This window comes from Allobosea sp. OK403, assembly GCF_900113835.1.
In the GTDB taxonomy this organism is placed as follows: Bacteria; Pseudomonadota; Alphaproteobacteria; order Rhizobiales; family Beijerinckiaceae; genus Allobosea.
The window spans coordinates 250,038-270,490 of sequence record NZ_FOQV01000002.1 but is presented as its reverse complement, the minus strand read 5'-3'; the positions used below and the strand labels follow the sequence as shown (position 1 = coordinate 270,490).

22 protein-coding genes are annotated in these 20,453 nt (G+C 65.1%); 14 read left to right on the top strand and 8 right to left on the bottom strand.

Annotation, left to right across the window (positions count from 1 at the left end; genetic code table 11):
* Positions 1–70 precede the first annotated feature (70 nt).
* Positions 71–508: a type II 3-dehydroquinate dehydratase gene (locus BMZ97_RS07120; RefSeq protein ID WP_092167083.1), complete on the top strand. Its 438-nt coding sequence runs from the start codon at positions 71–73 to the stop codon at positions 506–508.
* 214 nt (positions 509–722) lie between these two features.
* On the opposite strand, the gene BMZ97_RS07115 is transcribed toward BMZ97_RS07120, so the two are convergent.
* Both BMZ97_RS07115 and carA read right to left on the bottom strand, forming a co-directional pair.
* Positions 723–1,061 (bottom strand): NIPSNAP family protein, encoded by a 339-nt coding sequence (locus BMZ97_RS07115; RefSeq protein WP_092167082.1) that lies wholly within the window; start codon positions 1,059–1,061, stop codon positions 723–725.
* Between the two features lie 157 nt (positions 1,062–1,218).
* Entirely contained in the window at positions 1,219–2,427 is a 1,209-nt protein-coding gene (carA, locus tag BMZ97_RS07110; RefSeq protein WP_092167080.1) for a glutamine-hydrolyzing carbamoyl-phosphate synthase small subunit, read from the bottom strand.
* A gap of 159 nt (positions 2,428–2,586) precedes the next feature.
* On the opposite strand from carA, the gene BMZ97_RS07105 reads away from it, so the two are divergent.
* Positions 2,587–3,048, top strand: a complete 462-nt coding sequence (locus BMZ97_RS07105; protein ID WP_092167078.1) for a GatB/YqeY domain-containing protein — start codon at positions 2,587–2,589, stop codon at positions 3,046–3,048.
* 16 nt (positions 3,049–3,064) lie between these two features.
* Here BMZ97_RS07105 and BMZ97_RS07100 read toward each other — a convergent pair whose 3' ends face one another.
* Positions 3,065–3,451: a type II toxin-antitoxin system VapC family toxin gene (locus tag BMZ97_RS07100; RefSeq protein ID WP_092167076.1), complete on the bottom strand. Its 387-nt coding sequence runs from the start codon at positions 3,449–3,451 to the stop codon at positions 3,065–3,067.
* The gene (locus tag BMZ97_RS07095; protein WP_092168680.1) at positions 3,451–3,726 is read right to left on the bottom strand and encodes a type II toxin-antitoxin system VapB family antitoxin; all 276 of its coding nucleotides are present in this window, start codon (positions 3,724–3,726) and stop codon (positions 3,451–3,453) included. Before BMZ97_RS07095 ends, BMZ97_RS07100 begins: the two co-directional genes overlap by 1 nt.
* Before the next feature lie 116 nt (positions 3,727–3,842).
* On the opposite strand from BMZ97_RS07095, the gene dnaG reads away from it, so the two are divergent.
* The 6 genes from dnaG (at position 3,843) to BMZ97_RS07065 (ending at position 10,634) form a co-directional block, all read left to right on the top strand.
* Positions 3,843–5,747, top strand: a complete 1,905-nt coding sequence (gene dnaG, locus BMZ97_RS07090; protein WP_092167075.1) for a DNA primase — start codon at positions 3,843–3,845, stop codon at positions 5,745–5,747.
* Positions 5,748–5,950: 203 nt separating this feature from the next.
* Positions 5,951–7,978 (top strand): RNA polymerase sigma factor RpoD, encoded by a 2,028-nt coding sequence (rpoD, locus tag BMZ97_RS07085; protein ID WP_092167073.1) that lies wholly within the window; start codon positions 5,951–5,953, stop codon positions 7,976–7,978.
* Positions 7,979–8,061: 83 nt separating this feature from the next.
* Positions 8,062–8,307 carry a hypothetical protein gene (locus BMZ97_RS07080; RefSeq protein ID WP_092167071.1) on the top strand — a complete coding sequence of 82 codons (246 nt, stop codon included), beginning with the start codon at positions 8,062–8,064 and terminating at the stop codon, positions 8,305–8,307.
* 203 nt (positions 8,308–8,510) lie between these two features.
* Positions 8,511–9,506: a dienelactone hydrolase family protein gene (locus tag BMZ97_RS07075; protein WP_175525461.1), complete on the top strand. Its 996-nt coding sequence runs from the start codon at positions 8,511–8,513 to the stop codon at positions 9,504–9,506.
* Between the two features lie 76 nt (positions 9,507–9,582).
* A complete protein-coding gene (locus BMZ97_RS07070; RefSeq protein ID WP_092167067.1) occupies positions 9,583–10,194 on the top strand; it encodes a LysE family translocator in 612 nt (203 codons plus the stop codon).
* Between the two features lie 14 nt (positions 10,195–10,208).
* Positions 10,209–10,634 (top strand): secondary thiamine-phosphate synthase enzyme YjbQ, encoded by a 426-nt coding sequence (locus BMZ97_RS07065; RefSeq protein WP_092167066.1) that lies wholly within the window; start codon positions 10,209–10,211, stop codon positions 10,632–10,634.
* Between the two features lie 21 nt (positions 10,635–10,655).
* Here the strand turns inward: BMZ97_RS07065 and BMZ97_RS07060 are convergent, their stop codons facing one another.
* Both BMZ97_RS07060 and BMZ97_RS07055 read right to left on the bottom strand, forming a co-directional pair.
* On the bottom strand, positions 10,656–10,910 hold the full coding sequence (locus BMZ97_RS07060) for a DUF2798 domain-containing protein (protein WP_092167064.1): 255 nt from the start codon (positions 10,908–10,910) through the stop codon (positions 10,656–10,658).
* A 241-nt stretch (positions 10,911–11,151) separates the two neighbouring features.
* The gene (locus tag BMZ97_RS07055; protein WP_092167062.1) at positions 11,152–11,490 is read right to left on the bottom strand and encodes a hypothetical protein; all 339 of its coding nucleotides are present in this window, start codon (positions 11,488–11,490) and stop codon (positions 11,152–11,154) included.
* A 217-nt stretch (positions 11,491–11,707) separates the two neighbouring features.
* Here BMZ97_RS07055 and BMZ97_RS07050 point away from each other — a divergent pair, with 217 nt between their 5' ends.
* Positions 11,708–11,995 carry an HlyU family transcriptional regulator gene (locus BMZ97_RS07050; protein WP_092167060.1) on the top strand — a complete coding sequence of 96 codons (288 nt, stop codon included), beginning with the start codon at positions 11,708–11,710 and terminating at the stop codon, positions 11,993–11,995.
* A 38-nt stretch (positions 11,996–12,033) separates the two neighbouring features.
* On the opposite strand, the gene BMZ97_RS31175 is transcribed toward BMZ97_RS07050, so the two are convergent.
* Positions 12,034–12,192, bottom strand: a complete 159-nt coding sequence (locus BMZ97_RS31175) for a hypothetical protein (protein ID WP_175525460.1) — start codon at positions 12,190–12,192, stop codon at positions 12,034–12,036.
* A 66-nt stretch (positions 12,193–12,258) separates the two neighbouring features.
* On the opposite strand from BMZ97_RS31175, the gene BMZ97_RS07045 reads away from it, so the two are divergent.
* Together BMZ97_RS07045 and BMZ97_RS07040 are read left to right on the top strand one after the other, a co-directional pair.
* Entirely contained in the window at positions 12,259–14,067 is a 1,809-nt protein-coding gene (locus tag BMZ97_RS07045) for a putative bifunctional diguanylate cyclase/phosphodiesterase (protein WP_092167059.1), read from the top strand.
* 561 nt (positions 14,068–14,628) lie between these two features.
* Entirely contained in the window at positions 14,629–15,873 is a 1,245-nt protein-coding gene (locus tag BMZ97_RS07040; RefSeq protein ID WP_092167057.1) for an MFS transporter, read from the top strand.
* A 237-nt stretch (positions 15,874–16,110) separates the two neighbouring features.
* On the opposite strand, the gene BMZ97_RS31540 is transcribed toward BMZ97_RS07040, so the two are convergent.
* The gene (locus tag BMZ97_RS31540; RefSeq protein WP_244546288.1) at positions 16,111–16,344 is read right to left on the bottom strand and encodes a VOC family protein; all 234 of its coding nucleotides are present in this window, start codon (positions 16,342–16,344) and stop codon (positions 16,111–16,113) included.
* 341 nt (positions 16,345–16,685) lie between these two features.
* Between BMZ97_RS31540 and BMZ97_RS07030 the strand changes: the two genes are divergently transcribed.
* From BMZ97_RS07030 to BMZ97_RS07020, 3 genes are all read left to right on the top strand, one after another.
* Positions 16,686–17,120 carry a hypothetical protein gene (locus BMZ97_RS07030; protein WP_244546287.1) on the top strand — a complete coding sequence of 145 codons (435 nt, stop codon included), beginning with the start codon at positions 16,686–16,688 and terminating at the stop codon, positions 17,118–17,120.
* The gene (locus BMZ97_RS07025; protein WP_092167052.1) at positions 17,113–17,523 is read left to right on the top strand and encodes an acyl-CoA thioesterase; all 411 of its coding nucleotides are present in this window, start codon (positions 17,113–17,115) and stop codon (positions 17,521–17,523) included. Before BMZ97_RS07030 ends, BMZ97_RS07025 begins: the two co-directional genes overlap by 8 nt.
* Positions 17,524–17,830: 307 nt before the next feature.
* A complete protein-coding gene (locus BMZ97_RS07020; protein WP_139221169.1) occupies positions 17,831–20,242 on the top strand; it encodes a methyl-accepting chemotaxis protein in 2,412 nt (803 codons plus the stop codon).
* Positions 20,243–20,453 lie beyond the last annotated feature (211 nt).

The following is a 20,453-nucleotide window of genomic DNA, read 5'->3' as shown; positions in this document are numbered from 1 at the left end:
GCCTGCCGCGCCGCCATCCCGGTGGCGCGGCAGGCTAGCCAGTTAGCGGCGGTTGCTACGGAGCCTGTCCATGAAGAAGCCGATCTATGTCCTGAACGGACCCAATCTGAACCGCCTTGGCCGCCGCCAGCCCGAGATCTACGGTCATACCACGCTGGCCGAGGTCGAGGCGCTCTGCCGAGCTGCGGTCCCAGAGCGCGAGATCGTCTTCCGCCAGACCAACCGGGAATACGAACTGATCGAATGGATCCACGAGGCGATCGACGAGGGTGCCGGCATCGTCATCAACCCGGCCGGTTTCACCTTCACCTCCGTCGCGATCATGGACGCGCTCAAGATGTTCGAGGGGCCGATCATCGAGTTCCATATCTCGAACGTCCACAAGCGCGAGGCGGTCTATCATAAATCCCTGATCTCGCCGGTCGCGACAGCGGTGATGGCCGGCCTCGGCGCGCGCGGCTACGCTACCGCGCTGGTCGCGATGCGGGACCTGTTGAGCCAGAGCTAACGGCTTTTGCTCAGACAGAAATCATCATCCGGGACGCCTTTCGGGCGCTGGGGATGATGGAGAGGTTCTGAGCGTAAGCCGCGGATTTTGGAAGATCGAATAGCGTTCGCGGCTGGCGCCAGGCTCCCGCAAGCAAGCCTCTCAGCCGGACCGAGGCTTTCATGTGGCGGCGGCCCCCCGTCGGCGTCGTCCAATGCGGGCTCGGTGCCTGCGTTCAAGCGGAAATCGCGCCGGTTGGCGAATAATCCGTCAGCGTCATGATTCGGTCCTCGATCGTGCCGACGAGATTGCCGTATTCGATCGAGGTGACGCGCTTGATCTCGATCCATTCCGGGTCGGCCAGGAAGGTTGTCCAGCGCGCTGTCCGGGTCTCGTTGTCGGGCCAGGCGAGGATATAGGCGAATTCGGTGCGGCCGGCGCTCGCGGTCTCCCACATCGCCACAATCTGGAAGCCGTGCCGCGCCATGATCCGCATCGCGTGATCGCGGAAGCGGGCGTGGAAGGCGGCCTTGTTGCGCTCGAAGATCTCGTAGATGCGCAGTTGGTGGATCATGCCCGGCTCCTTTGTCGATAGTCGCAGCCCTCATCCTGAGGGGCCGCGAAAGCGGCGCCTCACGGGATGGTTGAGAGCGTGCTGGAGCATCCTTCGAGACGCGGGCTTCGTCCACTCCTCGGGACGAGGACTGGATGCCGCGCTCAGGCCGCTGTCTTCAGGCCGCCGTCTTGGCCTTTTCCGCCGCCATCATCTCGACGAAGCGGGCGAACAGGTAGTGGCTGTCCTGCGGGCCCGGCGAGGCCTCGGGGTGGTGCTGCACGCTGAAGGCCGGGCGGTCGGTGAGCGCGATGCCGCTGTTGGAGCCGTCGAAGAGCGAGACATGGGTCTCGACCGCATGCGCCGGCAAAGAGGCTGGATCGACCGCGAAGCCGTGATTCATCGAGACGATCTCGACCTTGCCCGTGGTCTTGTCCTGCACAGGGTGGTTGGCGCCGTGGTGGCCCTGCTTCATCTTCATGGTCTGGCCACCGATGGCGAGCGCCATCATCTGGTGGCCGAGGCAGATGCCGAAGGTCGGGATCTTCTTGTCGAGCAGCGCCTTGATCACCGGCACGGCATATTCGCCGGTGGCGGCCGGGTCGCCTGGTCCGTTCGAGAGGAAGATGCCATCGGGCTGCAGCGCCAGGATGTCCTCGGCGCTGGCGGTCGAGGGCACGACCGTGACCTCGCAGCCGGCCTTGGAGAGCAAGCGCAGGATGTTGCGCTTCACGCCGTAGTCGATCGCGACGACCTTGTGGACAACGCTCTCGCGCTTGCCATAGCCAGCGGGCCAGATCCAGGGCGTCTCGTCCCAGCTATAGCGCTGGGCGGCGGTGACCAGTGGCACAAGGTCGAGTCCGGCCATGTCGGGCAGCGCCGCGGCTTCACGCTTGAGCCGCTCGATGTCGAAGACGCCGTCGGGGCTGTGGGCGATGATTGCGTTGGGCATGCCATTGTCGCGGATCAGGGCGGTCAGCGCGCGGGTGTCGACGCCGCTGATGCCGACGATGTTGCGGGCTTTCAGCCAGGCGTCGAAATGCCGGTTGGCGCGCCAGTTCGAGGGCTCGGTGATCGCGGCATGCAGCACGAGGCCGCGCACGCCCGAGGAGGCGGCGGCGTTGACCGTCTCGACGTCGTCCTCGTTGACGCCGACATTGCCGATATGGGGGAAGGTGAAGGTGATGATCTGCCCGGCATAGGACGGGTCGGTCAGGATCTCCTGATAGCCGGTCATCGCCGTGTTGAAGCAGAGTTCGCCGGGCGCCTGGCCGGTCGCGCCCAGGCCGAAGCCCTCGAGCACCATGCCGTTGGCCAGTACCAGCAGCGCGGTCGCGCGCGGTTCAATCCAGCCGCCGGCGGCGGGGTTTCCTTCGGGAGCGGTCATGTCTATGTCTCGATCCAGGCCGCGAAAGCGCGGCGATGTTTCAGGCGGGACAGCGGTTCTGCGCTTGCGCCCATGTCTGGAGCGCGAGCCTTAAAGGCGCGGTTCCGCCTCGTCAATCGAAGCAGGCGCAAGCCTGCAGCACAAAAAGGGAATACCCACATGACAAGCCTGCGCGAGCGCTTCACGGCCGATCTCAAGGAGGCGATGAAGGCCGGCGAGAAGGGCAAGGTCTCGACCATCCGCCTGATCACCTCGGCGCTGAAGGACAAGGACATCGAGGCGCGCGGCCTGGGCAAGCCTGAGACGACGCCCGACGAAATCCTCGCCTTGCTGCAGAAGATGATCAAGCAGCGCCAGGAATCGATCGCGATCTACGACGCCAATGGCCGCCCTGAGCTCGCTGCAGGCGAGCGCGCCGAGGTCGAGGTCATCAACGCCTATCTGCCCAAGCAGATGTCGGAAGACGAGGTCAAGGCCGTGATCGCGGCGGCCGTGACCGAGAGCGGCGCAGCGTCCGTCAAGGACATGGGCAAGGTCATCGCGATCCTGCGCGCGAAATTCGCCGGCCAGATGGACTTCGCCAAAGCGAGCGGGCTGGTGAAGGCGGCGCTGGGCGGGTGAATAGGGGGCGGGCGCTTTACGCTCGCTCGATATCAGTCAGCGAAAAATCTTCGCCCTTGAACAGCAGCGGCCAGCCGCGCGCTTTGGCGAGCGCGTAGGCGGCGCAATCGCCCATGTTGAGGCGGGCTGCGTGCCGGCCCTTGCCGAAGCGCCGGTACGCGTCGAAGGCGAGGCGCCCCATGTCCTCGTCGAGCGCAACGACTTCTATGTCCCATTTCGTGAGAAGGTCTTCGAGGCGGTCGGCCTCTATTCCTCTGCCGAAGGTGATCACAAGGCGCGCTTCGAGCAGGTTGAGCGCGCTGACGCAGCGGCGCGACGTTGCGGCGAGGCTGTCCAGCAGGGTTTCGGCGTCGTCCTCGCCGCAGATGATGGCCACGAGTGCGGATGCATCGATGGCCAGCATCAAAGCAGGCCGTTTTCATCATAGCCGATGATGTCGTCCATCTCCTGCTTGCTCATGGAGCGGACGGGTCGCTCGACTTCGTATTTCTGGTAGAAATCCGCGAGCCAACGCCGTCCTTCGGCTATCCGCCGTGCTTTCTCCTGCTCCGGCAAGCCGTCGCTCTCGAGTTCGCTTTTTACAGCCTGACGCACCGCTTCCGTCAGGCTGACGCCGCGTCTGCGTGCAAGGGTGCGCACGAAGCGCTCCGTCTCTGGATCCTTGATGTTGAGGGCCATGGTGTCTTCCTTTTGGCGAGTTTTCTTTATCATGGCGCTGTGGATAGTGCCAATAAATCGGACAGCCATGCTGGCTGCGATTGGCTTTCGACAGGGTTGAGCCCACATAGGAAAGCATGAAATTCCCGCCCTCCATCCTGGAAGAGATCAAGGCGCGGCTGCCGGTGTCGGCAGTCGTGGGCAAGCGCGTGCGCCTGGCTAAATCAGGCCGCGAATGGAAGGGCCTGTCGCCCTTCAACGCCGAGAAGACGCCCTCGTTCTTCGTCAACGACCAGAAGGGCTCGTTCTTCGATTTCTCCTCGGGCAAGAACGGCGACATCTTCAAATTCGTGATGGAGACGGAAGGGCTTTCCTTCCCGGAAGCCGTCGAGAAGCTCGCTTCCGAAGCCGGCGTGACACTGCCGAAGATCACGCATGAGGCGCAGGTCCAGGAAGAGAAGCGCAAGGGCCTGCACGAGGTCGTCGAGCTCGCGGCGCGTTTCTTCGAGGCCGAGCTCATGGGCGATCGCGGCTCAGGCGCGCGGCGCTATCTCTCGGGTCGGGGCCTGGAGGGCGAGGCGCGCAAGCTCTTCCGCATCGGCTATGGCCCGCCGGACCGCTTCGCCTTGCGCGATCATCTTGCAGCCAAGGGCGTCGACGCCGCGCTGATGATGGAGACGGGGTTGCTCGTGCATGGCGACGAGATCGCCGTGCCCTATGACCGTTTCCGCGACCGCATCATGTTCCCGATCCATGACGCGCGCGGCCGGGTGATCGCTTTCGGCGGGCGGGCGATGAGCGCCGAGGTCTCGGCGAAATATCTGAACTCGCCGGAGACGCCGCTCTTCCACAAGGGCTCGCTGCTGTTCAACCACCACAATGCTCGCAAGGGCGCGCATGACACCGGCCAGGTGATCGTCGTCGAGGGCTATGTCGACGTGATCGCGATGACGCTGGCGGGCTTTCCGCAGACGGTCGCACCGCTGGGCACGGCGCTGACCGAGGATCAGCTCGGCCTGCTCTGGCGCATGGCCGACGAGCCGGTGATCTGCCTCGACGGCGACAAGGCCGGGCGCAAGGCGGCGAGCCGCGCGATCGACCTCGCGCTACCCATGCTGGAGCCGGGCAAGTCGCTCGCCTTCGCGACTTTGCCCGACGGGCAGGATCCCGACGATCTGGCGCGGTCGGGCGGCAAGATGGCTGTCGCCGAGGTGCTGCAGGCGGCGCGCCCGCTGGTCGACATGCTCTGGACGCGCGAGGTCGAGGCCGGTCCTCTCGACACGCCCGAGCGTCGCGCCGCCTTCGAGCGCCGGCTGAAGGAGCCGCTTGGCCAGATCAAGGACGAGGCGACGCGCCGGCATTACCGCCGCGAGATGGATGAGCGCCTGACCCAGCTTTTCGCCAGCGCGGCCCCCGCGCGGGCCGAGCGTGGCCGCGACGGCGGCTTTCAGCGCGGCCGCCCTCAGGGCGGCGGCGGCGGGCGCGGCGGGTTCCGTCAGGCCGTGGCGCCCTGGGCCGTTGGCCCGCTCAAGGCGAGCAGCCAGTTGACGCAGTCGCGGATGATGGCGGGCCGTCGCGGCGAGGATGTGCGCGAGGCCTTCATTTTGCTGGCGCTGGCGAGCCATCCCGATCTGATCTTGCGCTGCGCCGACGAGATTGCCGAGCTCGCGCTCGATGGTCCCGCCGCCGAGCGCTTCCGCCAGGTGCTGCTCGAGGCGGCCATGGATGACAGCCTCGACGAGAATGCGCTTGCCGATCGCCTGGTCCAACCGCGTGTGCAGGAGGCCCAAAGCGCGCTATTGGCGATCACCGGGCCGGCCGAGCGCCAAAAATTGACGCAAGCGGCTGATCCAGAATCGGTTTTCGACTCAATTCGACAGGCTATCGTCTTGCATCATCGCGCGCGGACGTTACATAGCGAGCTGAAGGCAGCCGAGCGCGCATTGGCTGACGAAGCGACCGAAGCCAATTTTGCCTGGATCAAGGACGTCAAGGCCCGCCTCGAGACGATCGAGGGTACGGAGGCCATGTCTGGAGATTGAGGATACGCTGCTCCGGCTTCCGCGGTCATGCTGTGCGTGCCGATTGCAGGTGGTTTACGATTCATCAACGATGATCGGCGCCATCTGGCCGAAGTGATTTGGGTGGGGTGAGCGCGCCGGACCAGCGGCCGCGCCGCCCTTTTATGCGTCTGCATGTGGCTTGTTCCGAGCCGTGGCGACGCGCGAGTGCGGAGCGCTGATTGATGGCGACAAAAGCGAGCGAACGGGAAAAGACCGACCAGGTCGCGCCGGAAGCCCCCCCGACGTCCGATGGACCGTTGCTCGATCTGACCGATCAGGCCGTAAGGCGGATGATCAAGCTCGCTAAGAAGCGCGGCTATGTCACCTATGACGAACTGAACGAAGTCCTGCCCTCGGAGGAGTTCTCCTCCGAGCAGATCGAGGATGTGCTCGGCCAGCTCAGCGAGCAGGGCATCAACGTTGTCGACAATGAGGACCCCGAAGCCTCGGGCGAGGAGCGCGCGGCTGCGCGCACCGGCACGAATGGCGACGAGGAGGAGAGCGAGGGCGAGCTCGTCGAGACGCAGCGCTCGGCGCTGCCTGTCGAGGTCAAGCGCAATCTCGAGCCGACCGAGCGCACCGACGATCCGGTGCGGATGTATCTGCGCGAGATGGGCTCGGTCGAACTGCTCTCCCGCGAGGGCGAAATCGCCATCGCCAAGCGCATCGAGGCCGGCCGCGAGGCGATGATCGCAGGCCTCTGCGAGAGCCCGCTGACTTTCCAGGCCATCATCATCTGGCGCGACGAGCTCGTCGAAGGCAAGGTGCTGCTGCGCGACATCATCGATCTGGAAGCGACCTATGCCGGCCCCGACGGCAAGAACCCGTCGCAACTGCCCGGCGAAGGCGAGGAGGGCGAGCCCGGCGAAGCTCCCGCGCCCGCCGGCGAGGTGCCGGAAGGCGAATTGCCGTCCGACATGGACGATGACGACATCGAGAACAACGTCTCGCTCTCGGCCATGGAAGCCGAGCTCAAGCCGCGCGTGCTCGAGACCTTCGATTCGATCGCCGACAACTACAAGAAGCTGCGCCGCCTGCAGGACCAGGACATTGCCAACCGGCTGGAGAACACCAAACTCTCGCCGTCGCAGGACCGCAAATACAAGAAGCTGAAAGACGACATCATCACCGCGGTGAAGTCGCTCTCGCTCAACAACAACCGCATCGAGGCGCTGGTCGAGCAGCTCTACGACATCAACAAGCGGCTGATTTCGCACGAGACGCGCCTGCTGCGCCTGGCTGAGAGCTATGGCGTCGGCCGCGAGGACTTCCTCAAGCAGCATGTCGGCGGCGAACTCGACCCGAAATGGGTTCTGCGCGTTTCCAAGCTGGGCTCGCGTGGCTGGCGTGAATTCGTCGGCGCGGAATTGGAGCGGATCAAGCAGCTGCGCGAGGAGATCCATACGCTGGCCTCCGAGACCGGCCTGGAGATCCAGGAGTTCCGCAAGATCGTGCTGATGGTCCAGAAGGGCGAGCGCGAGGCGCGGCAGGCGAAGAAGGAGATGATCGAGGCCAATCTTCGCCTCGTGATCTCGATCGCCAAGAAGTACACGAACCGCGGCCTGCAATTCCTGGATCTGATCCAGGAAGGCAATATCGGCCTGATGAAGGCTGTCGATAAGTTCGAGTACCGCCGCGGCTACAAGTTCTCGACCTACGCGACATGGTGGATCCGCCAGGCGATCACGCGTTCGATCGCCGACCAGGCTCGCACCATCCGCATCCCGGTGCACATGATCGAGACGATCAACAAGATCGTCCGCACCTCGCGCCAGATGCTGCACGAGATCGGCCGCGAGCCGACCCCGGAGGAGCTGGCCGAGAAGCTCGCCATGCCGCTGGAGAAGGTGCGCAAGGTCCTCAAGATCGCCAAGGAGCCGATCTCGCTCGAAACCCCGATCGGCGACGAGGAAGATAGCCATCTCGGCGATTTCATCGAGGACAAGAATGCGATCCTGCCGATCGACGCAGCGATCCAGAGCAATCTGCGCGAGACCACGACCCGCGTCCTGGCCTCGCTGACGCCGCGCGAGGAGCGCGTGCTGCGCATGCGCTTCGGCATCGGCATGAACACCGACCATACGCTGGAAGAGGTCGGCCAGCAGTTCAGCGTCACGCGCGAACGTATCCGCCAGATCGAGGCGAAGGCGCTCAGGAAGTTGAAGCATCCGAGCCGGAGCCGGAAGCTCAGGAGCTTCCTGGACAATTGAGGTGATTGCAAAGGCGGGTCGAGAGACCCGCCTTTTTTCTTGGCTGGGACGGTGCCAAGATGGCGGTTTCAGAGGGGGCAGTTATGACCGACAAGCCTGATCTGGCGGAGATCGAAGCGGCGGTGCAGGCCGCCCAAGCGCAGGCCGACGCGCAGAGGAAACAGCCCGCCGCGGCGAGCGATGCGAGCAGCACGGCCACCGATGGCGTTGGCGACGTCGTCAGCGCCGTCCTCGACGGCACGCTCGACCTTGCAGGCAGCGTGCTCTCCGGCGCCGGAGAGATCGCGGCTTCGGTGATCGGCGGCATCTTCGAAGGTCTGGGCTCTTGATCTGATCTGCCGCTCGCGCGTTTGGACGCTTGGCGCCGTGCCGCATCCGAGCCGGCCACAGCAGCTGTAGAGCTTCCTCGACAGCTGAACCTCAAATAGGTCCGCTGTAAGGGAAGGGCGCGATGGTACGCTTTTTTGCGCGGCGTGAACTATCCTCCGGCACTCTGCGCCGGGTCGATCGGTGCGGTCACGCCGGAGCCCCCATGGTTTCGACAGGCTGGCGATTGATCGCGGCGATCGCGCTGTCGCTCCTCCTTGCGATACCGCTGTTGACGCTGGTGTCGTCCATGGTGATGGCGGCTGACCTCATGCGCAGGCCGCGCGGCGGGGGGCTTGCCGCTTTCGCCTGCGCGCTTGGTCTCGCTGCGTGGGCGAATACCGCCGCTGCGCAGGAGAGCGTCAGTTTCCGTTCGCTCGATAATGAGACCACGCTGACGGCCTATCTCGATCGCCCGGCGACGGAGGAGGCGCGGCCAGCCATCGTCATGATGCATGGCTGCTCGGGGCTGCTCGATCGCAATGGCCGCATCCTGCCGATCTACCATGCCTGGGCGCGCATGCTCGTCGCCAAGGGCTATGTCGTGCTCGTCGTCGACAGCGCGAAATCGCGCGGCTTCGGGCAGAGCTGCACGGCCGGACTGCCGCGGCGCACCATGCTGCGCGACAGGCCGAAGGATGCCTATGCCGCGCTGCAATACCTCCAGGCGCAGCGCTTCGTGCGGGCCGACCGCATCGCGCTGATGGGCTGGTCGCAGGGCGGTGCAACCGTGCTGCTCACCATCAACGAGAAGAGCATCGGGCGGCCGCAGCCGCTTGCCCAGGATTTCAATTCCGCGATCGCGTTTTATCCCGGCTCCTGCAGCGAGACCTTTCAGACCAGGCCCTATACGCAAGTCGAGCCCGGGCGCTGGACGACGCAGACGCCGCTGCTCGTGCTGTTCGGCGAGGCCGATGTCTGGACCCCGTTTGCGCCCTGCGAAGCCTTCGTCAACGCAGCGAAGGCGCGCGGCAATCCGCTCGAACTCAAGAGCTATCCGCGCGCCGTCCACGCCTTCGACGCCCCCAACGCTGACAGGCGTGAGCTGCCGGCCTATCGCAATGGCGATGGCCCGATCCCGCTCATCGGCACGGATGACGAGGCGCGCGCCGACGCGCTGCTGCGAGTCCTGGCCTTTCTGGAACGGCATTTCGCGCAATAGACGTGGCTGTCGCCGGCTTGCGTGAAGCGCGCGCGCCGCTAACTTGCCGCGAATGTCTGTTCAGCCGGAGCCAACGATGTCCCCCGAATTCCTCCTCACTTCGTTGATCATCGTCGCTTCGCCCGGCACGGGCGCGATCTACACCATCGCGGCGGGTCTCACGCGCGGCTCCCGCGCCAGCGTGTTGGCGGCCTTTGCCTGCACGCTCGGCATCGTGCCGCATCTCATCGCCGCGATGATGGGGCTGGCGGCGCTGCTGCATGCGAGCGCGCTGGCCTTCGAGATCGTGAAATATGCCGGCGTCGCCTATCTGCTCTGGATGGCCTGGCAGACCTTGCGCGAGCAAGGCGCGCTCAAGGTCGAGACCAAGGCCGATCCGCGCTCTGGGCTGCGCGTGCTGACCGACGGCATCGCGATCAATGTGCTCAATCCGAAGCTGTCGATCTTCTTCGTCGCCTTCCTGCCGCAGTTCATCGCCGCCAATGAGGCCGCGCCGCTCACGCGTATGCTGGAGCTCTCCGGCGTGTTCATGGCGATGACCTTCGTGGTCTTCGCGCTCTACGGGCTTTTCGCCGCGGCGATGCGCGACAAGGTCGTCAGCCGCCCAGCCGTGATGGCCTGGCTGCGGCGGAGCTTCGCCGCAGCCTTTGTCGCGCTGGGCGCCAAGCTCGCCCTGACCGAGCGCTGAAGGCCCCGGCGGGAATGAGCTCGCAATCGGTCCTCGCCATCGAGACCCAAGGTGCCGGGCTCTATGAGTTCACCGATCGCGTCACGGCCTTCGTCCGCTCTGCCGGCGTCGAAAGCGGGCTGCTGACGCTGTTCCTGCGCCATACCTCCTGCTCGCTGCTGATCCAGGAAAATGCCGATCCCGATGTGCGGCGCGATCTCGACGCGTTCTTCCGTCGTTTGGTGCCACAAGCCGATGATCCGGCGATGGCCTATCTGACGCATCGGGCGGAGGGGCCCGACGACATGCCGGCTCATATCAAGGCGGCATTGACGCCGGTCTCTCTCTCGATCCCAGTCATGGACGGACGCTTGGCGCTGGGAACCTGGCAAGGCATCTATCTGTTCGAGCACCGCCGTCGGCCGCATCGGCGCGAGGTCGTGCTGCATCTGGGCGGGTAGAGGTTGTTAGGGGCTCTGCCCTCAAGCAGGTGGTGCCACGATCAGCGCCATGATCCGCCGCACCAATGGCAGGACCAGAAGCAGCGTCGGGAAGGCGACCAGCCAGGACAGGCCCCAGGAGACAGGCCAAGTGGAGAGGAAGTCCGGGGAGGGGCCGAGCGCCCGCAGCGTCGCTATGGCCGAGACGACGAAGGTCATCACGATCGACAGCAGGAAGGGCAGCACGACAGTGCCGTAGCGCGCCGGAAGCCGGCGCCGGGAAGACAGGTTGGACATGGGACGATAGGCTTTCGTAAGCGGGCGGTGCCGTGGGGCATTGCAAGGCATCTTGGCAAAACATCTTGGCAAGGCATCCTGACGGCGACAGCCGGGTTGGATGCGTTGTCTGACGTGAGACGCTTACGACCGGCCTGGCGGGCCGATGCCGCAATTTAGCGGCTTGCCGAGCCTGTCGCCAAGCCCTTGATTGCGCCAAGCCCCGACGCGCCAAGCCCTTGGTTCAGGCGCCTGTGCCCGTTCATTCGCGCCCGGCGAAGATGTCGGGCTTCGGAACCGGCTCCCAGGCCTCGCCGGCTGCGACGAAGCAGCTCATGCCTTGCGGTGTGGTGGCGATGAGGGTCCAGGAGCCGGACTGGCCGGCGAGGATCTCGAAGAGGAAACCGCCATTGGCGAGGCCGCGGCCGATAACCAGCTCCCCGAAGGTGTTGTGCAATTGCGCGATCAACTGGGTGCGATCGACGCAAGGTGGGCCGCGCGGCGCCTGGGGCTGCGCGGCGCTGGACAGGCTGAGCGCGATCAGGCCGAGCCCCGCGAACGACAGAGATCTTGCGACCGACAGCGATCTGATGAGTCTCATGACCACCTCCCTATTCAGAGGTGGCCGCGGAAGCGGGTTGGGCGTAAAGGGGCCATGCGGTCGCCCTGAACACCACGAATCTGGGGATTCTGCCGCTGTTTTTCAAGTCTTGCGGGTGTTTCCGAGCTCGGGCATCTCGATCGTGGACGAGTGCAAACTGGGCTCCCCTTGGCGTCGATCCTGCCCTATATCAAGTCGCAATGAATGCGGAGGCTCCATGTCGTTTCTGAAATCCCTGTTCGGGCTGGGCGGTAAGGCTAGCGAGACGCCGGCCGGTCCGCTCAAGAGCATCGAGCATAATGGCTTCACCATCCATGCGACGCCCTATCAGGAGGGTGGGCAGCACCAGCTCTGCGGCGTGGTTGAGAAGGAGATCGACGGGGAGCTGCGCCAGCATCGCTTCGTGCGGGCCGACCGCTTTCCCGGCGCCGAGGACGCCGCCGATTTCGCGCTGGTGAAGGGCAAGCAGCTTGTCGATGAGCAGGGCGACGCCCTCTTCAAATAAACCGGCCGCGGCGCTGCTGCTGGGTGACGTGGATTACGTTAAGGCATATCGGCATATTGCTCTGCGGCGCAGAAGATAAATTCTGGATCGTTTCTTGAGTTTTCCAGATTTTCATTTTTTATTGATATCCTTGCTTCATCTTGCAGAGTGAGAGGCAGTCCCGCCGAAGCGGCCCGCTTGGCTGCTGCTTTAAGCATTTGTTGTGATCTCTACGGCTTCTATCGAAAGCGCAGAGTTTCAAGAATGTTCAGCGGATTGCCCCGATGTCCAAGGCTGTCACCAGCCCCGACGTAACTGCCTATCGCCGGTTCTCCGCCGATCGTCAGATCGCGTCGGGCTTCGCGGCGCTGAGGGAAGGTGGTGTCGATCTCTCCCAGATAGCGCCGGCGGCGTCGAAAAACGATAGGCCGACCCACCGCGACGCCTGGTTCGAGGGCGTGCTCGAGCAACTGCCGATTTGCGTCTACATGACCGATGCCGAGGGGCGGATCACCTATGCCAACCGTGCCGCCGGCGCCTTTGTCGGGCGCGAGCCGCGCATCGGCGCGGATCGCTGGTGCATCACGCACAAGCTCTTCACCATTGAGGGAGCGCCGCTCGCACCCCAGGACGACCCGATGGCCGCCGCGCTGCGCGAAAGCCGGCCGGTACGCGGCGTCGAGGCCATGCTCGAACGCCCGGACGGGACGCGGACCCCGATCCTGACCTATCCGACACCGTTGTTCGGGGATGACGGGGCGCTGATCGGCGGCTTCAACCTGCTGGTCGACATCAGCAAGCGCAAGCAGGCCGAGCAGAAGCTGGCGGACACGCTGCGTCATGACAGGCTGACCGGGCTGCACAACCGCCCGGCGCTGAGCGCCCATCTCGACCGGAGGCTGACGCAGGCGCGGCTCGCCGGCGAGGGGCTAGTCGTGATGCGCATGGACCTCGACGGCTTCAAGGCGCTGAACGACGAGCATGGCCATGCCGTGGGCGACGCCATTCTGATCGAGGCGGCTCAGCGTCTGCGGGCCAGCGCCGGTGACGCCTTCCTGGCGCGGATCGGCGGCGACGAGTTCATGCTGGTCTCGGGCGCGCTGCAGACCGAAGGTGAGGCGCGGGCGCAGGCCGAGCGCGTACGCTGTGCCTTCGCGGACGAATTCTTCACGGGCGGCCATTCCTTCAAGGTCAGCGTCAGCGCCGGTTGTGCGCGCTTTCCGGGGGATGGCGAGGATCAGATCCGCCTGATCGCTGCCGCCAACGCCGCCTTGAACCTCGCCAAATCCGAGGGGCCGGGCGCGATGCGCATGTTCGATCTCGCCGAGCAGGCGCGCGAGCAGGAGCGCCTCACCTTCAGCCGGCATCTGCGCCAGGCGATCGAGCGCAACGAGATCCATCCGCATTACCAGCCGCTGTTCCGGGCCGATGGCTCGATCGCAGGCTTCGAGGCGCTGGCACGCTGGAAGGACCCGGTGCGCGGCATCGTCGCACCGGCGAGCTTCATTCCGGCGGCGGAGGAGGGCGGCCTCATCGCCAAGCTCGATGCCTATGTGCTGCGCAGCGCCTGCATCGAGGCGGCGCGCTGGACACAGCCCTTGCGGATTTCCGTCAACATCTCGGCGCTGGAGTTCCAGTCCGGCGACCTGCCCGGCCGTGTCGCGGCAGTGCTGGCCGAGACCGGCCTCGACCCCGAGCGGCTCGAACTCGAGATCACCGAGGGCGTCATGGTCACCGATGCCGACCGCGCCATGGCGACCTTCGGCAAATTGCGCGCGCTCGGCGTGCGCATCGCGCTCGATGATTTCGGCACCGGCTATTCCTCGCTCTCCTATCTGCATCGCTTCCCGCTGACGACGTTGAAGATCGACCGCAGCTTCGTCGCCAAGCTCGGGGTGACGCTGGAATCGGTCGCGATCACGCGCGCCGTCATCCAGCTCGGCCATGCGCTCGGTATCGAGGTGGTGGCCGAGGGTGTCGAGACGCCCGAGCAGCTCGACTTCCTGATCCAGGAAGGCTGCGACCTGACGCAAGGCTTCCTGCTCGGCCGCCCGCTGGACGCCAGCGCCTATGCGCATGTGACGGGCGCCTGAGGGGCTCTGCTCGAAGTCCAGTACGTGCGGGGAGCCCTCTCCCCACCCCAAGTCGGATGTTTCCGACTTGGGCCACTCTAGCTGCCAATCTCGGGCAAGCCCGAGGTTGGTGGGAGAGGGCAGGGTGAGGGGTCGGCCGTTTGACGCTGTGGCCGTAACCTCACCGCTGCTTCGCTGTGGCGTTTCCACTCAACTGGTCCAGGGGCCTACACCTCACCTCTGCCCCTCTCACTGATCTCGGGCCTGCCCGAGATTAGCACTCAAAGTGTCGAAGTCGGGTAGACCCGACTTCGATGCAGGAGAGGGGTTCCCCGCGCCCTTTCCGTCATGGCCAGGTACAACGCCTCCTCCGCCAACGCCGCTCCGCCCTGCGGGGCCTGCGCTTGTCGCGCGTGGCGGCGGCGCCTAATCCTCGCTCCTGGAGCATTTTCGAGCGAAGTGGATATCCGGTTCGCGTGAAGAAAATGCGTTAAAACAAAGATCTAGAGCAATCTCCGATCCGATCGGATCGGAGATTGCTCTAGATAAAGTCGTTCTCTGAAAACGACGGCGCGAGGAAACATGGCTGCCCTGGATGCGCGTTATGCGCCGGATTCCTCCTATGCCTGGCTCAGGCTGGGGATGTCGCTGCTGCTCGGCACGGTCGCCTGCGTCGGCACCTGGTCGGTCGTGGTCGTGCTGCCTTCGGTGCAGGCCGAGTTCGGCACGCTCAGGGCAGGCGCTGCGTTGCCCTATACCTGCGTGATGATCGGCTTCGGCTTCGGCAACATCGCCATGGGCCGCATCGCCGATCGCTACGGCATCGTCGTGCCGGTCGTGATGGGGGCGCTCCTGCTCGGCAGCGGCTACATGCTGGCGGCGCTGGCGCAATCGCTCTGGCAGTTCGCGCTCGTCCATCTCGTCCTGATCGGCATTGGCGGCGGGGCCGGCTTCTCCCCGCTGATCGCCGATCTGTCGCATTGGTTCCGCAAGCATCGCGGGCTTGCCGTGGTGTTCGGCGCATCGGGGAGCTATCTCGCCGGGGTGATCTGGCCGCAGCTCATCACCTGGGGCGTGGCGCATCATGGCTGGCGGGCGACGCATATCGGCATCGGGCTGACGGCGCTCATCATCATGCTGCCGATGTCGCTGTTCTTCCGGCGCCGTCCCTCGGTCGAGCACATGGCGGCCGACGATGCGGCGAGCACCAGCGCGCGCGGCGATCTGGGCCTCTCGGCGAACCAATTGCAATGGCTGCTCGCGGTTGCGGGGTTCTGCTGCTGCGTCGCCATGGCGATGCCCCAGGTCCATATCGTCGCCTATTGCGGCGATCTCGGTTACGGCGTCGCGCGCGGCGCGGAAATGCTCTCGCTGATGCTGCTGCTCGGCATCATCAGCCGCATCGGCTCGGGCTTCGTCGCCGACCGCATCGGCGGAACGGCGACGCTGGCCTTGGGCTCGGCGATGCAGGGCGCGGCGCTGTTCCTCTATCTCTGGTTCGACGGGTTGACCTCACTCTACATCGTCACCGGCATTTTCGGCCTGTTCCAGGGCGGCATCGTGCCGATGTATGCGGTCATCATCCGCGAATACCTGCCGGCCAAGGAGGCGGGCGTGCGCATCGGCATCGTGATGTCGGCGACGGTCTTAGGCATGGCCTTCGGCGGCTATGTCTCGGGCGCGATCTTCGACTATTTCGCCTCCTATCGCGTCGCCTTCCTCAACGGGCTGGCCTGGAACCTCGTCAATCTCGGGTTGGTGTGCTGGCTGATGATGCGGGCGCGGCCGCGGAATTCGCTTGGCAACTCTACGCCGGCGGCCGCCTGACGCGGCTTTCTGCGCGTCCTGTGCTCACGGGCGAAAACTCCGTTCCGGTCCGGCTATGGGGTGAGGAGTTGCGGCCTTATCACAACCGCGCCGTCTTTCCGGACAAGCGGCGAAGCCGCGCCGATCCGGAATCCATCGAAGGGTCAATCCTTTGACGGGTCCGACTCTACGATGGATTCCGGGCCTCCGCTTCGCTGCGCCCGGAATGACGGTGAGGGTATGACGCTGGTTTGCGCTTCAAGCCGGCTTGTCGCCCGGCCGGTACGTCCCAAAGCACCAGATATGCCCTTCCGGATCCTTGCAGATGAAGTCGCGGCTGCCATAGGGCTGGTCGGTCGGTTCCATGCAGATTTCGGCTCCGGCTGCGCGGGCGCGCTCGCAGCGGGCGTCGATGTCGTCGGTGGCGAATATAGGGCGAGGCGGTGGTGCCGCCGAGTTCGGCGGGTCTTGCAACGAGCTTGCCGAATTCATTGTTCTCGGCCGAGCCCAGCATGACGAAGCTCTCGCCCATGCGCAGTTCGCCATGCAGCAAGGTTTTGCCATCCGGCGCGTAGTAGGCGGCGTGTTTCTCGAAGCCCAGGGCGTCGATCAACCAGTCGTATATTTTCGGTGCATCGGCATAGCGCAGCGAGACGCAGATCATGGCGGGGGCTGTGGTCATGGCGTTCCTCCCAGAGCATTTTCGAGCGAAGTGGACACCGGTTCGCGTGAAGAAAATGCGATAAAACAAGGAGCTAGAGCACTTCCGCGTTTCGGAGAAACGCGGAAGTGCTCTAGATATCGTCCACGGTCTTCGCTGCGCGTGATGCAGCATGCCGCGTGTCGAATGTCGGCTCAACCGGCAAGGCTTGCGGCAAGGCGTGAAGGGAGCGGCGATGAAGGGCCTGACGCAGTTCGAGCACCGCAGGCAGAAGCTCATCCCCGTGCGCCGCTTCGCGCTGCGGCTGGGCCGCGCCATCCTGCTCTGGCTGGGAATGGCCATCATCGGCATGGCGATCGGCATGGCCGGCTATATGTCGACCGAGGGGATGAGCGCCATCGACGGCTTCGTCAATGCGGCGATGATCCTGTCGGGCATGGGCCCCGTCGACCAGCTCAAGACCGACGGCGGCAAGCTCTTCGCCGGCGCCTATGCCTTGTTCTCGGGATTATTCGTGGTGATCGCGACCGGTTTCGTACTGGCGCCGGTGCTGCATCGTGTGCTCCATTCCTTCCATGTCGAAGAGGGGAAGAGCAACGATGATTGAGCCGGGCCTGACGCAAGATGAAGCACCGCGCGGCAGTCTCACCGTGCGCATCAACGCCATGCCGGCCGACACCAACGCCAATGGCGACATCTTCGGCGGCTGGGTGATGTCGCGGATGGACGCCGCCGGCGGCATCGCCGGGGTGGACCGGGCGCAAGGGCGCGTCGTCACGATCGCGGTCGATGCGATGACCTTCTTCAGGCCGGTCAAGGTCGGCGACGTGCTCAGCGTCTATACCGAGGTCGAGTCGGTCGGGCGGACCTCGATGAAGATCCATGTCGAGGCCTGGGCGCGCCGCTTCCGCACGACGCTGCACGAGAAGGTCACCGACGCGACCTTCACCTTCGTGGCGATCGACGAGGAGGGCCGGCCAAGACCGGTGCCAAAGCCGCAGGAGGCGTGAGGCTAAGCCTCGCGCCCGCCGCCTCGCTTCCGCCGCACAACCTAACAAATGCTGAAGCGCGGGTGCAGGCAAGTGATTCAGAAGAATCCGCCCGCTTAAACGTTCCTTAAGTGCATCTCCGCGATCTTGATCTTCGGAAGGCCTTGTCCTGCCTTCTGAAATCGGGGCCGTGCACGCATGCGCGATCGTCGCGAGGTTCTCGCTCTACGCGAACCTGCGGCAGGTTGCCGGCGGTGCGGTCTGCCGCTTTCTGTCCTTATTTCCTGATTCTTTCCACGCGTTGCGTCAGCATTTCGGAGAGCAATTCATGACCAAGGCTACGAAGCCCGCGCGCCTGCGCACGCCGCTTCGCATCGGCATCGCTGCGCGCATCTATGCGGCGCTCGGCCTGCTCACGGTGCTGACGATCGTGGCCTCGCTGGTGGCATGGTTCTCCTATGATCGCGTCAACCAGACCGTCACCGCGACGGTCGAGCGCAAGATGCCGACCGTGGAGCTTTCGCTCGAGCTTTCGCAGGCGGCGACGCAATCGACGGCGCTGGCGCCCCGTTTCATGGATGTCACCACGGTGCAGCAGCGCGCGAAGCTGACCGGCGAGCTCGATACAATCGAGGCGCGCCAGTTCGACCTCATCCGCCGCATCGCCGAGCTCGACGCCATCGACATGAAGCCGATCCAGACCGGCGTCGATGAATTGTCGCGCCAGATCAACGACATCAACGACCTGACCGGAGAGCGGCTGCGCAATGCGGCGGCGATGCACGCCTCGCTCGAACAATTGTCGAAGGCGCGCGGCGTTTTCGTCGGGGTGGTCGGGGCCGAGGCAGATGAGGCCCGGTTCAACATCCTGATGGGGATGGAAAGCGTCAAAGGCCTGAGCGGAGACGATCTCAATGCCTCGATCCAGGGGCTGATCGAGCGTGATTTCCAGGCCTTCGACCTGGCGCGGAAGCTGGAGGCGCAGGTCAATGAATTGATCGGCCTGCTGCGTGAGATCGCCCAGATCGACGACAAGGCAAAGCTGAGCGCGGCCCGCGACCGCTTCACCGCCATCGTGGCGCGCATCCGCAAGGATTTGTCGGCGATCGAGAAGGTGGTCCCCAACAAGGTGCGCGTCGGCGCCATCAACACGGTGATCGATGTCGGCGAGGGCAGCGAAGGCGTCCTCAGCGTGCGCCAGCGCGACCTCTCCACGCAGGAGGGGATCAATGCGAGCCTGCGCGGCGTCGGCGATGCGGCCGGGGCGCTGCGTGCGCAGGTCGACAAGCTCGTCAAGAGCGCGCGCGGCGAGGCTCTCGCCTCCAGCGTTTCGACCCGCACGCTGATCGAGCAGAGCAAGCTCTGGCTTGGCGCGGTCGGCATCGGCTCGCTCCTCGTCGCGCTGGCTTTGTCGCTGCTCTATGTCCGCCCGATGATCGTCGGCCGTCTGAACCGGCTCTGGGCCGCGACGCGCGCGATCGCCGACGGCCAGCTCGAGACGGTCGTGCAGACCAAGGGCAATGACGAGATCGCCGACATCTCCAAGAGCGTGCTGCTGTTCCGCGACAATGCGGTCGCGTTGCGCGCGGCGGAAGCGGCGAAGATCGAGGACGAGGCAAAGGCCCAGCAGCAGCGCCGCGAGATGATGGCCGAGCTCGGCGCAGCCTTCGGCGAGGTCGTCGCCGCTGCCGCCGCCGGCGATTTCAACCCGCGTGTCGCCGCGACCTTCGCCGATGCCGAGCTCAACGCACTGGCCGATTCGGTCAATGCGCTGCTCGAGACCGTCCAGACCGGCCTGTCGGAAACCTGCGGCGTGCTGGCCGAGCTCTCGGTCGGTCATCTCTCGACCCGCGTCGAGGGGCGCTATCAGGGCGCCTTCGCCGAACTCAAGAACGGCACCAACAGCCTGGCGGAAGAGTTCGAGAGCACGCTGGCGCGGCTCTCCAACACGGTTGCGGCCGTGCGCAGCGCCACCAGTGAGATCCTCGACGGCGTGACCGACCTCGCCGAGCGCACCAGCGAGGAGAGCAACGCCGTCTCGATGGCGACGAACCAGCTCACCGCCTTCGCCGGCACCGTCAAGAAGACGGCAGCCGAAGCCGCCCAGGCGACCGGCATGGCCGAGGGCGCCGAAAGCCAGGCCCAGCAGGGCGAGAAGGTCGTGGCCTCCGCGCTGGAGGCGATGCACCGCATCCGCTCCTCCTCGAACAAGATCTCCGAGGTCATCGCGATGATCGACGAGATTGCCTTCCAGACCAATCTGCTGGCGCTCAATGCGGCGGTGGAGGCAGCTCGCGCCGGCGATAGCGGGCGCGGCTTCGCCGTCGTCGCGACCGAGGTGCGCAGCCTGGCCAAGCGCTCGGCCGACGCCTCCAACGACGTCAAGAAGCTGGTCGAGGCCGCCCATGGCGACGTCAAGGTCGGCGTCGGCCTGGTCGAGGAGACCTCGGCGATGTTCGAGGCCATCGTCGCCTCGGTCAACGATCTGACCGGGCTGATGAACGGCATCTCGCAGACCGCCAGGAGCCAGGCCACCGATGTCTCTGCGATCAACCACGAGATCGACGGCATCGGCACCATGGCTCATCAGAACGCGGCGCTGGTCGAGGAAACCAATGCGGCGCTGGCCCTGACCGACGAGCAGACCCGCGCGCTGACCGAGCATATCGGCCGCTTCAAGTTCCGCGAGGGCCATATCGCCGACCATGGCGAGGACCTCCGGATCGCGGAAGCCGCCTGAGACCAGCCATCGACCCCCAAGGCGACGCTCTTCACGCCCCGCTGCCGCAAGGCGGCGGGGCATTCGTTTTGCGCTGGAACTTGCGTTTTGTGCTGGAGCGTGACGACCTGATTTTGAACCACCGCCGTCATTCCGGGGCGATCCGAAGGATCGAGCCCGGAACCCAGAGCCGATGTCGGTCCTCCATAATGCGCTCACATGGTGAGCTTCA